The organism is Arthrobacter sp. 05T47, from assembly GCF_056395825.1.
This window is the reverse complement of the sequence record NZ_JBFTKG010000028.1, coordinates 14,178-25,932: the sequence shown is the minus strand read 5'-3', so window position 1 is coordinate 25,932 and position 11,755 is coordinate 14,178. Positions and strand designations below refer to the sequence as shown.

General features: G+C 68.2%; 10 protein-coding genes. 5 read left to right on the top strand and 5 right to left on the bottom strand.

Annotated elements, in window-relative coordinates:
* Window positions 1-72: 72 nt before the first annotated feature.
* From AC1DEY_RS17140 to AC1DEY_RS17125, 4 genes are all read right to left on the bottom strand, one after another.
* Complete coding sequence (locus tag AC1DEY_RS17140) at window positions 73-645, bottom strand: hypothetical protein (protein ID WP_476869014.1); 573 nt, start codon at window positions 643-645, stop codon at window positions 73-75.
* Between the two features lie 299 nt (window positions 646-944).
* Entirely contained in the window at window positions 945-1,355 is a 411-nt protein-coding gene (locus tag AC1DEY_RS17135) for a DUF4383 domain-containing protein (protein WP_441409369.1), read from the bottom strand.
* Between the two features lie 132 nt (window positions 1,356-1,487).
* Window positions 1,488-2,243, bottom strand: coding sequence for a hypothetical protein (locus tag AC1DEY_RS17130; protein WP_476869013.1), 756 nt, complete (start codon window positions 2,241-2,243; stop codon window positions 1,488-1,490).
* Between the two features lie 213 nt (window positions 2,244-2,456).
* Entirely contained in the window at window positions 2,457-2,930 is a 474-nt protein-coding gene (locus AC1DEY_RS17125) for an Lrp/AsnC family transcriptional regulator (protein ID WP_476869012.1), read from the bottom strand.
* 196 nt (window positions 2,931-3,126) lie between these two features.
* On the opposite strand from AC1DEY_RS17125, the gene pdhA reads away from it, so the two are divergent.
* From pdhA to AC1DEY_RS17110, 3 genes are read left to right on the top strand one after another with little or no spacing between them, the layout of a single operon-like run.
* Complete coding sequence (gene pdhA / locus AC1DEY_RS17120) at window positions 3,127-4,305, top strand: pyruvate dehydrogenase (acetyl-transferring) E1 component subunit alpha (protein ID WP_476869011.1); 1,179 nt, start codon at window positions 3,127-3,129, stop codon at window positions 4,303-4,305.
* On the top strand, window positions 4,305-5,315 hold the full coding sequence (locus AC1DEY_RS17115; protein ID WP_476869010.1) for an alpha-ketoacid dehydrogenase subunit beta: 1,011 nt from the start codon (window positions 4,305-4,307) through the stop codon (window positions 5,313-5,315). The genes pdhA and AC1DEY_RS17115 overlap by 1 nt, the downstream gene beginning before the upstream one ends.
* A complete protein-coding gene (locus tag AC1DEY_RS17110; protein WP_476869009.1) occupies window positions 5,312-6,700 on the top strand; it encodes a dihydrolipoamide acetyltransferase family protein in 1,389 nt (462 codons plus the stop codon). The genes AC1DEY_RS17115 and AC1DEY_RS17110 overlap by 4 nt, the downstream gene beginning before the upstream one ends.
* Before the next feature lie 240 nt (window positions 6,701-6,940).
* Here the strand turns inward: AC1DEY_RS17110 and AC1DEY_RS17105 are convergent, their stop codons facing one another.
* Window positions 6,941-7,669 (bottom strand): SACE_7040 family transcriptional regulator, encoded by a 729-nt coding sequence (locus AC1DEY_RS17105; protein WP_476869008.1) that lies wholly within the window; start codon window positions 7,667-7,669, stop codon window positions 6,941-6,943.
* A 170-nt stretch (window positions 7,670-7,839) separates the two neighbouring features.
* Between AC1DEY_RS17105 and AC1DEY_RS17100 the strand changes: the two genes are divergently transcribed.
* Complete coding sequence (locus AC1DEY_RS17100) at window positions 7,840-9,447, top strand: carboxyl transferase domain-containing protein (protein WP_476869007.1); 1,608 nt, start codon at window positions 7,840-7,842, stop codon at window positions 9,445-9,447.
* A 7-nt stretch (window positions 9,448-9,454) separates the two neighbouring features.
* Window positions 9,455-11,665 carry an acetyl/propionyl/methylcrotonyl-CoA carboxylase subunit alpha gene (locus tag AC1DEY_RS17095; protein ID WP_476869006.1) on the top strand — a complete coding sequence of 737 codons (2,211 nt, stop codon included), beginning with the start codon at window positions 9,455-9,457 and terminating at the stop codon, window positions 11,663-11,665.
* The last annotated feature ends 90 nt before the right edge of the window (window positions 11,666-11,755 follow it).

The following is an 11,755-nucleotide window of genomic DNA, read 5'->3' as shown; positions in this document are numbered from 1 at the left end:
CCGCAACGCAAGGAGCTCCCGTGCATCAGCACGGGAGCTCCTTGCGTTTGGGTTCGGTCTCGAGCCCCGTGCCTAGTGRCCGTGGTGCTGGCCGCCGRGGGCGGGGATCCCGTGGCTGCCGTGAGGCACCGCGAAYTGGCCCGCCGTGGAGGCGGCCAGGCCCGGCGTGGCCACTGCCGCSACCAGGACCGCGAAGCCAAAGGCCGCGAGCAGGAGCCGCCCGGGCCGGAGCCCGGCCGTGTCCGAGCCCGCCGCCGCGCCAYTGCCSGCCGACGTGTCCGTGCCGTTGCCCTGCCGGCGCAGCCAGCCTGCGGACGCCACGATCATCAGGGTCAACAGCAGCGCGGCAAGTTGGCTGACCACCAGTGAGCTGCCGTTCTGCGATTGCCCGTCCGGCGACCCGCCGTTCAGCCCTTGCCCGGCCGCAGCGGCCGCGTGCATGAAGGCTGCCGCCACGAGCACTCGTATCGTTCCGGCGGCCCACGGTATCTGCCCCTTGCGGAGTATCAGGACTGTCCAGGCAAGAAGGGCGCACCCCCAGAKTCCGGCGGCTGCTCCCGCYGCRAYGGACAGGCCGTTGACCGGCGGCGCGCCCGCGCCGGAGGCGGGCGCCAGCAGCAGGCTCGCTGCGATTGCCAGGTTCACCGCTCCGGCGCCGAAGCCGGCGAAGCCCGCGARCAGACCAACGGCTGCGGCCTTCGTGGYGCCGCCGGCCGGGMCRGTCGTGGCCCCWGGGTGCWCGCTGTCRYCGTTCYYCCGCTGCARCCGCGGCTGGGGGAACTGTTCCGGGAGTGCATTGGTGTTCAGCGGAACAGAACTCATCTCGCCCGTCCTTTCGCGTTGTGGGGAGCGACGTCACTGGGACGCCGGGCCGGGATGCTGGGTGGGACCCGGRRTCGGTGTCCAGCATGGATGTGGATCAGTTGCRGTRCAGAACGCTTGCCTTAGACGCGGGCGCGGGCAGGGGCRACKGCYTTGTCCATGGACAGCCCGACGCCCAGCAGCAGCACGGCGCTGGCAAGGTGCAGGACGTTATCCGGGCCGTTGAGGGCGATGATGTTCAGCGGCGAGCTGAGCAGGAAGAGCCCGACGATGCCCACCAGCAGGTAGACGGCACCCACAGCGGTGTTGATCGACTTGGACAGGGCCACACCTTGCAGCCCGGCGTAGAGCAGGGCGGCGCCGATGGCGAGGTGGATGACGTTGTGCAGCGGATTGACCTCGAAGATGATCAGGTTGGCGCCCTCGGTCGCGGCGAARCCCACGCCGGAGGTGACCACAAAGCCAAGGAGGCCAACCAGCAGGTAGACGGCACCGAAAACGGTGGCGATCAGACGGTTCGGTGAAGTGCGCATGGTCCGAATCCTTTTCTGTCGGGCCGACTGGAACATCGGCCGGGGAGCGGGGTCCCGGGCGGGACTCTCTGAAGGCGATTCGGACCACTTGCGCCTGTGGATGGGCGCCGGCTGCGAGAGAGTTTTCCGAGGTCAGCGCTGCGGCCGCAGCCGGATGTTCACCATTTTCAGCTCGTCGCGGCCCTCGAAGCGGTAGGCCAGCTCCACATGCTTGGTGTCGCAGTCAATGGATCCCGCGACGTCGGCCGCGTTGGCGCCGTTGTTCGAGCTGACGTTGAGGCTTGAAAAGTTTGGYTTGCAGCTGCCGTCCAGTTCCAGGCTTTGCACCCCSGTGGCGAATTCCTCGCGGGAAATCTTCTCCATCAGGGCCGGATCCAGGTACTTGTCATAMGCKCTGTTTAAGTTGCCGGCGATGATGAGCTTGGTGAAGTCGTCTGCGATACCCCGGGCGTGGTTGGTGGCTCCGCCCACCACGTTGAGGAGGACGACGACGCCGACTGTCACCAGCAGGAGGACGCCTCCGACGATCCCCAACACGATCCACAGGGCCTTGCGGCTCTTTTTCGGCGGCGGCTGGCCCGGGCCCCCGTAGTAGGGCGGCGGGCCGTAGTTGGCGGGTGGCCCGTAGTTCGGCTGCGGGTAATTGGAGGGTGCGCCGTTGGCGGGAGGGCCGCCGTTGGTGGGCTGCGGGTAATTGGATGGCGCGCCGTTGGCGGGAGGGGCGCCGTTGGCGGGCTGCGGGTAATTGGATGGCGCGCCGTTGGCGGGCGGTCCGGGCGGGGCCGCGTAGTACGGAACGGGCGGCTGTCCGGGCGCCGGGTGGCCGGCCGCAGGCTCGTGCCCGGGCTGCGGCGGTACCGGGCGGTGTGGTTCCTCGGGGCTGCTCACGGTTCAAGCCTTTCCGGCAGTCCAGACAGCCACTGCCTGTTGCRCAGGGCCGCKTGCGCGGCCCCAAAGGACTCAGGGGGACCCAACGGACACAGCCTAGCGCCGCGGCCGCCCCCAGCACAGATGTCCCGAGCACAGATGTACAGCACAGATGYCCCGAGCACAGATGTACAGCACAGATCCGGKGCGCGGCTCCGGKCCCTGAGACTTGGCTCAGGTGTCGGCGGATCCRCGTTCCAGCAGCGGTTGCATTCGGAACGGGATCAGCTCGCTCATKGCCAGGGCGGTATCGGTCCGGTCCACGCCGTCGCAGGCCAGGATCTTRCCGTTGATCCGGAACAGGTCCTCGGCGTCGAGGGCCACCACCCGCAGGAGAAGATCGGCGGAGCCGGTGAGGCCGAAGCCCTCAAGGATTTCCGGAATCCCGGCAAGTTCCASGGCAAGGGCGCCGAGTTTCTGTTGCTGGACGTGGACGGAGATGAAGGCCATCAGCGGGTACCCCAGRGACGCCGGGTTGATGCGCCGCTCGAAGGAGAGGAAGACGTGCTTCTTCTCCAGCTGGGCCATCCTGGCCTGGACCGTATTGCGGGAGAGCCCGAGCTTTTGGGCGAGGGCAACCACGGTCCGCCGCGGGTCCCGCGCCATGGCCGAAAGCAGGCGGGTGTCAGTGCCATCCAAGGGTTGCATAATGCGCAAGATTAGCACGGTCTGGTGGCAGCAAATAGTGCATAATGCTCAGTATTTTTRCCGGTGGTTGTGCCTGATGAGCATTGTGAGTAGGGTCACAATTATCCGGGGCAACGGCGCCCGGACGGCTGGCGCGCCGCGGGATCACGAGTCCTGCGAGTTCCGGTCAGACGACGTCAGAAGGTGTGGACAAACAGTGTTTACCGACGACGCGGGCAAGGGCGGCATTTCCGCCGGGGGCCCCGGAAACAGTGAGAATTCAGCGCGGCGGACGGGCGGCGATCTCGTCCAGCTCATCACACCGGCGGGCGAGCGCATCAGCCATCCGGAGTTCGATTCCTGGCTCCAGGACGTCAGCGACGAGCAGCTGTGCGGGCTCTACGAGGACATGGTGGCCATCCGCCGGATCGATGCCGAAGCCACTGCCCTTCAGCGGCAGGGCGAGCTGGCCCTCTGGCCGCCGCTGCTCGGCCAGGAAGCATCCCAGATCGGCTCGGCCCGCGCTCTGCGCGAAGACGACTTTGTTTTCCCCAGCTACCGCGACAACGGTGTCGCCTATTGCCGGGGAGTGAAGCCGGAAGACCTTGTCCGGGCCTGGCGGGGCAACGCGTCCGCCGGCTGGGACCCGTTCACGGTCAACGTCGCCACCCAGCAGATCATCATCGGTGCGCAGAGCCTGCACGCCACCGGCTATGCCATGGGCATCCAGAACGACGGCGCCGACTGTGTCGCCGTGGCCTACTTCGGTGACGGCGCCACGAGCGAAGGCGACGTCAACGAAGCCATGGTTTTCGCTGCGAGCTTCCAGGCGCCGGTGGTCTTCATCTGCCAGAACAACCACTGGGCCATCTCGGAGCCCGTCCGGCTGCAGTCCCACATCCAGCTGGCGGACCGCGCCTCAGGCTTCGGCATCCCCAGCATGAGGGTCGATGGCAACGATGTCCTCGCCGTCATGGCGGCSACCCGCATTGCCCTGGACCGCGCCCGGCACGGCGGCGGCCCCACCTTCATCGAGGCCGTGACCTACCGGATGGGCCCGCACACGACGGCGGATGACCCCACCCGCTACCGGGACGCCAACGAGCTCGAGGACTGGGCCGCCAAGGACCCGATCAGCAGGATGAAGTCGCTGCTGGACCGCAAGGGGCTGCTGACCGCGGACCTTGAGGCCGCCGTCGCCGCGAAGGCCGACGCCGTGGCCAAGGAACTCCGGGCCGGCACCATCAACATGCCCGAGCCGCAGCCGCTGGATATCTTCAAGCACGTGTACAGCACGCCCAACTCCTGGCTGGACCGCCAGCAGGAGCACTACTCCCGTTACCTGGCTTCCTTCGGCGATCCCGCAGAAGCCTCTTCTGAAGAAGGTGCACGCTGATGACGCAGATGACCTTTGCCCGAGCCATCAATTCGGGCCTGCGCAAGTCCCTCGAAAACGATCCCAAGGTGGTCCTGATGGGGGAGGACATCGGCGCACTYGGCGGTGTCTTCCGTGTCACCGACGGCCTGCAGAAAGACTTTGGCAAGCACCGCGTCGTGGACACCCCGCTGGCAGAGTCGGGGATCATGGGCACCGCGGTCGGCCTGGCCTACCGCGGCTACCGCCCGGTSGTGGAGATCCAGTTCGACGGGTTCATCTACCCGGCGTTCGACCAGATCGTCAGCCAGGTCGCCAAGATGCACTACCGCACGCAGGGCGCCGTCAAGATGCCCATCACCATTCGCGTCCCGTTCGGCGGCGGCATCGGATCTCCGGAGCACCACTCGGAATCGCCCGAGGCCTACTTCACCCACACCTCGGGGTTGCGCGTGATCAGCGTGTCCAACCCCCAGGACGCCTACACCATGATCCAGCAGGCCATCGCCTCCGACGATCCTGTCCTGTACTTCGAGCCCAAGCGGCGCTACCACGACAAGGGCGAGGTGGACGAGACCGTCGACCTGAGCACTGCGCTGTCCATGGAAAAGGCCCGCGTAATCACCGAGGGCAACGACGTCACCCTYGTGGCCTACGGTCCGCTGGTCAAGACTGCCCGCGATGCCGCACTGGCGGCCGCGGACGAAGGCGTTTCGGTCGAGGTCATCGACCTCCGCTCCCTGGCTCCGCTGGACTTCGTCACCCTTGAGGCGTCGGTCCGCAAGACCGGCCGGCTGGTCATCACCCACGAGGCCGGCCAGTCCGGCGGCCTCGGCGCCGAAGTTGCCGCGAGCATCACCGAACGCTGCTTCTACCACCTCGAAGCCGCCCCGGTCCGCGTRACCGGCTTCGACGTTCCGTACCCGTACTCCAAGCTGGAAATGCACCACCTGCCGGGCCTSGACAGGATTCTCGACGGCGTYGACCGCGCCATGGGCCGCCCCAACTCCCTCAGCGGGCTGGAAGGATGAGCGCCACCATGATCAAGGAATTCAGGCTCCCGGACCTCGGTGAAGGACTGACGGAATCGGAAATCGTCGCCTGGAAGGTCGCGGTGGGGGATACGGTCACCCTCAACCAGATCATCGCCGAGGTGGAGACGGCCAAGGCCGTCGTCGAGCTGCCCTCGCCGTTCGCCGGTGTGGTCGCGGCCCTGCACGAACAGCCCGGCACCGTGGTTGAGGTCGGGAAGCCRATCGTCTCCTTCGAGATTGAGGACGACGGCTCCGCAGGCTCCGCACCCGACGCGGCCGCGGCCAAGCGTGAGCCGAACCTTGTGGGTTACGGCGCCGTGCTCGAAGCCTCCGGCCGGCCGGCCCGACGTGCCCGCACGTTCGCAGCCCCGGCAGCTCCGGCGGCGGCTGCTCCAGTTGCACCGGTCCGCGCGGCCGAACAGGTTGCACCCGTCCGCGCGGCCGAGCCGGTTGAGGCCAAGCCTGCCGCCTCGGCGCCGGGGGAGCGTCCTCGGTCCACGCCGCCGGTGCGCAAGCTGGCCAAGGATCTCGGCGTCGACCTCGAAGCGGTGACCGGCACGGGCGAACATGGCCTCATTACCCGCGAGGACGTCCAGAACTTCGCCRGCGGCGACCAGCCCGCGGCCGCTCACGAACTCGCCGGTGCGCCGGCGCAGGCCSTTGCGCCCCAGGYCYSGGGCGAGCGGGAGACCCGCACGCCGATCAAGGGCGTGCGGAARTTCACGGCCGCCGCCATGGTGGCCAGTGCCTTCACCGCACCGCACGTCACCGAGTTCCTGACCGTCGACGTCACGCCCACGATGGAGCTGCTGGCACGGCTGAAGGCGAGCCGCGCGTTCGCCGGGTACAAGCTCACGCCGCTGACGCTCGTCTCCAAGGCGGTGCTSATCGCSCTGCGCAACCACCCGACGCTCAACGCACGGTGGGAYGAGGCCAACCAGGAGATCGTCCAGTTCAACTACGTGAACCTGGGCATCGCCGCCGCGACCCCGCGCGGGCTGACGGTYCCGAACATCAAGGACGCGGACCGGATGTCCCTCMTGGAAATCTCCTCCGCCCTGACGGAACTGACGGACACGGCCCGGGCCGGGAAGACAAGCCCYGAGGCGCTCTCCGGCGGCACCATCTCCATCACGAACATCGGCGTCTTCGGCATTGACGCCGGAACGCCCATCCTGAACCCGGGCGAGGCCGCCATCCTGGCCCTCGGCGCGGTCCGGAAGATGCCGTGGGAGTACCAGGACGAGGTCGCCCTGCGCCAGGTCATGACGCTCAGCCTCTCCTTCGACCACCGCCTGGTGGACGGCGAGCAGGGCTCACGGTTCCTCCAGGACCTCGGCGCCATGCTGGCCGATCCGGGCATGGTCCTCGCGATGGTCTAGGCTCCKGCCCACCRCGGCTGCCGGCTGCTCCTTCCGAAAGGAACGAGCGGCCGGCAGCTTTGTTGTGTGCGGGGTGTCTCMGCCGGTGCCTCCCTCCGGGGGCACTTTGGGCGCCATGCCCGACGGCGGCGGCCCARTTGACGGCGTGTCCRCGCCAAACTGCCCCSGGAGTGTGCCGCAGCGGGAAAACGCCGGGAGCGGAGTGTGCCCGGACGGGGACTGGTCAGTCGGGCGGGAGCGTCAGTCTGCCGGCGGCGCGGCCGGTGCCAGGAGCGCGGCCAGTGCCATGCTTTCGAGCAGCGGCCGGGCGCGGCGGACGCCGACCCGGCGGCCGTGGCTGCGTACCGAGTGCGGGGTCGAGTTGATCAATCCAAAGGTGGCATGTGCCCGCATCCGCAGCTCGGCCGCCTCCGTGCCTTCATGCAGCCCAGCCAGCACTTCCACCCAGAGTTCAACGTAGTTGCGCTGGAGTGTGCGGACCTCGGCCTGGTCCTCGCCGGCAAGGTTGCTGAAGTCCTGGTCCTGGACCCGGATGACGTCGGGATTGCTCAGGGCAAAGTCGACGTGGAAGGCCACGAGGCCGCCCAGCGCCGCCAGATCGCCGTCGGAATCGGCCACCACCTTGCGGCCGCCGTCGAGCAGGTCCTGGCTGACGCTGAGGAGCAGAGCACCGAGGACTGCCTGCTTGCCGGCGAAGTGGCGGTAGACCGCCGGCCCGCTGACGCCGGCCGCGGCCCCCAGATCCTCCAGTGAAACGCGGTTGAAGCCCTCCAGGGCGAAGAGCGCGGCGGCCGCGGACAGGAGGGCCTGCCGCCTGTTCGCCTTGGCCTGGCTGCGCTGTGTGGAGGGGGTCGGTGTGGAGGGGCCCGGACTGGAGAGGGCCGGGGTGGAGGGGACCGGACCGGAGAGGGTCGGGGCGGAGGCCACCGGGACTGTMGGAAGCTGGGTGGTCAGGCTGGGCTCGGTCACCGGCGCATCCCCTCGTTGCAAATGATCCCTGTGTTGGACATCACAGTTAATAGAGACTAACCTAAATCTCAGTTATGCGGTACTAACCGAAATATTTGCGGAATCAGCCGAAATATCCGGGCGGCTGTAGCCGCCGAACCGGCACTCAGGTCAGGGAACGGAAGCAGTCAATGGAGACAATCGCCAGCCGGGTGGATGCGACAAGCGSCGCCTTTGCCGCGAACTGCCAGGCCCAGCTGGGCCTGGCCGGCGAACTGAGGGAACGGCTCGCCGCTACGGCGCTGGGCGGGCCGGCAAAGTCCCGCGAACGCCATGTGGCCCGCGGCAAGCTCCTCCCGCGCGAACGCATCGACCGGCTGCTGGATGACGGCAGCCCCTTCCTGGARATCGCGCCGCTCGCGGCCAACGGCATGTACAACGATGACTCCCCGGGCGCCGGGGTGATCGCCGGGATCGGCYTGGTGCAYGGCCGCCAGGTCCTGGTCATTTCCAACGACGCCACGGTSAAGGGCGGCRCSTAYTWYCCGATGACGGTGAAGAAGCACCTSCGSGCCCAGGARATCGCYCTGGAGAACCGGCTGCCCTGCATCTACCTCGTGGACTCGGGCGGGGCCTTCCTGCCCAAGCAGGACGAGGTCTTCCCGGACAAGGAGCACTTTGGCCGGATCTTCTTCAACCAGGCCAGGATGTCCGCGGCGAAGATCCCGCAGATCGCCTCCGTGATGGGTTCCTGCACCGCCGGCGGCGCCTATGTCCCTGCCATGAGCGATGAGACGGTCATCGTCCGCAACCAGGGCACCATYTTCCTGGGCGGCCCGCCGCTGGTGAAGGCCGCGATCGGCGAGATCGTCACGGCCGAGGAACTSGGCGGCGGAGACGTGCACTCGAAGATTTCCGGSGTCACGGACCACCTGGCCGAGAACGATGAGCATGCCCTCCAGATCGTCCGGGACATCGTRGCCACCCTGCCGCGGCCGGCCGCGCCCGTCTGGGACGTGGACACCGCCGTCGAACCCGTCGCGGATCCGGCYGAGCTCTACGGCGCCGTTCCCACGGACGTCAACGCCCAGTACGACGTGCGCGAGGTCATCGCCCGGCTGGTCGACGGCAGCAAATTCCATGAATTCAAGAAGAACTACGGCACCACCCTGGTCACSGGCTTCGCGAAGCTGCACGGCCACCCGGTGGGCATCGTGGCGAACAACGGGGTGCTGTTCAGCGAATCCTCGCTCAAGGGCGCGCACTTCATCGAACTGTGCGACCAGCGCGGCATCCCGCTGATCTTCCTGCAGAACCTCTCCGGCTTCATGGTSGGCAAGGACTACGAGCAGGGCGGCATCGCCAAGAACGGCGCCAAGATGGTCACCGCCGTCGCCACCGCCCGCGTCCCCAAGCTCACGGTGGTGATCGGCGGSTCCTTCGGCGCGGGCAACTACTCCATGTGCGGGCGGGCCTACTCGCCGCGCTTCYTGTGGATGTGGCCGGCGTCGCGGATCTCCGTGATGGGCGGAAACCAGGCCTCCAGCGTGCTGGCCACCGTGAAGCGGGACCAGTACGAGGCCCGCGGCGAGGAATGGTCCGCSGCGGACGAGGAAGCCTTCAAGGCCCCSATCAAGGCCCAGTACGAGGACCAGGGCAGCCCCTAYTACTCCACCGCCCGCCTCTGGGACGACGGCGTGATCGACCCCGCGGACACCCGCACCGTCCTGGGACTGGCGCTCGACGTCGTTTCCCGCACCCCGCTGCCGGAGACCTCCTTCGGCCTGTTCCGGATGTGAGCCAGCAATGACAATTACTTCCTCTTCCTCGAGTGCACCCTCGACCCCCCGCAAGCCCCTGTTCGGCGCCGTGCTGGTCGCCAACCGCGGCGAGATCGCCTGCCGCGTCATCCGGTCCCTGCGGGCCCTGGGCATCCGTTCGGTGGCGGTCTATTCCGACGCCGACGCCGGCGCCCGGCACGTGCGYGAAGCCGACGTGGCGGTGCGGATCGGYCCGGCCGCGGCCACCGAGAGCTACCTGAAGATCGAGGCCATCATCCAGGCCTGCCGCGATACTGGGGCCGAGGCCGTGCACCCGGGCTACGGCTTCCTGAGCGAGAACGTCGACTTCGCCCGTGCCCTGGCCGAAGCCGGAATCACCTTCATCGGCCCGGGCGTGGAATCACTGAATGTCATGGGCGACAAGATCCGCTCGAAGAACCACGTCACCGGCTACGGAGTGCCGGTGGTCCCGGGCATCGCCGAACCGGGGATGACGGACGCGCAGCTGATCGAGGCCGCGGCCGGCGTCGGCTTCCCGCTGCTGATCAAGCCCTCAGCCGGCGGCGGCGGCAAGGGTATGCACATCGTGGAACGCCCCGAGGACCTGGCAGCCACCCTGGCCACGGCCCGCCGGGTCGCSGCGAGTGCCTTCGGCGACGACACCCTGTTCCTGGAACGGCTCGTGCTCACCCCGCGSCACATCGAGGTCCAGGTCCTCGCCGACAAYCACGGCAACGTCATCCACCTGGGGGAGCGCGAGTGCTCSCTGCAGCGCCGSCACCAGAAGGTCATCGAGGAAGCTCCCTCCCCGCTGCTGGAATCCCTGCCCGACGGGGCGGACATCCGGGCCCGGATCGGCGAGGCCGCCTGCAACGCGGCCCGCAGCGTCAAGTACTCCGGCGCCGGCACSGTSGAGTTCCTGGTCTCGGACAACGCCCCRGACGAATTCTTCTTCATGGAAATGAACACCCGSCTSCAGGTSGAACACCCCGTCACCGAGATGGTCACCGGCGTCGACCTCGTCGAATGGCAGGTCCGGATCGCCGCAGGCGAGGAACTCACGGTGGCCCAGGACGACGTCGTGCTCACCGGACACTCGGTGGAGGCCCGCGTCTACGCCGAGGTRCCGGAGAAGAATTTCCTGCCCTCCACGGGGCGGGTGGTCCTGCTGGACGAAATGCCCGATCACGCCGATGGCCAGGTCCGGGTCGACTCGTCCCTTGTCGAGGGCCTCCAAATCTCCTCCAGCTACGACCCCATGATTTCCAAGGTCATCGCGTGGGGCCGGRACCGCACCGAAGCCCTGGACACCCTGGACCGGGCGCTCGCCGGGTACACGGCGCTGGGCATCGACACCAACATCGAGTACCTGCGGCTGCTGATCARCGACGCCGACGTCCGCGCCGGCCGGCTCGACACCGGCCTGATCGAGCGCAAGATGCCGGAGTTCTCTTTCCGCCGCGTGGGCGACTTCGAGGCAGCTGCCGCCGCSGTATTCGCCGCTGCGATGGAGGAACRCGATGCACGGAACCCCGGGGGAGGCCCGTGGAGCCGGCGCGACGGCTGGCGGATCGGTGTGCCTGCCCCGCGGCGGATCAGCCTGGGCACGCCMGGCGGCGGCGTCGCCACGGTGACGGTGTCCGGCGCCGTCGGGCAGGGCACCGCGGMGGTGAGTGTCGACGGCGGGCCGGAACGCACGGCATCGCTTCGTTTCCCCAAGCGCAACCACGCCGAGCTGACCCTCGATGGCGAAGCACGGGAATACGCGCTGGTGTCGACGCCTGAGGGCCCGGGAACACCGGACCAGAGCGGCCCGGCCTCCGGCGACCCACACGAGCTCTTCCTCGGCAACGAGGGCTGGTCCTGCCGCCTGGAGGTGCTCACCCGCGAGTCCCGGCTCGCCCGGGTRCTGGCCGCGATCGAACGCGAGGAAGGCGCCGCCGACCCGGCCGTGCGCTCGCCGATGCCAGGGACGGTGGTGTCCGTCTCCGTCAGCGACGGCGACACGGTGGAAGCCGGCCAGGTRCTGCTCTCCGTGGAGGCGATGAAGATGGAGCACCAGCTCGTGGCGCCGCTCGAGGGAACAGTCCACATCAGCGTCGGTCCCGGGGACCTCGTGAAGGCAGACCAGGTGCTCGCCACCGTCCACCCCGCGGTCCATGCTCCGTCCCCGGCGGAGAACGCCGCCGAGGACACGATCGAGGAAGCCGTGATCGCAATGGGCGCGGCCGACTAACAAACTTTCTGACCGGGCGGCCACGGAGCAGCTTTTGCAGAAAAACAGCAGCACAMACCATCACCAGACACCATCACCAGACCGCGGATT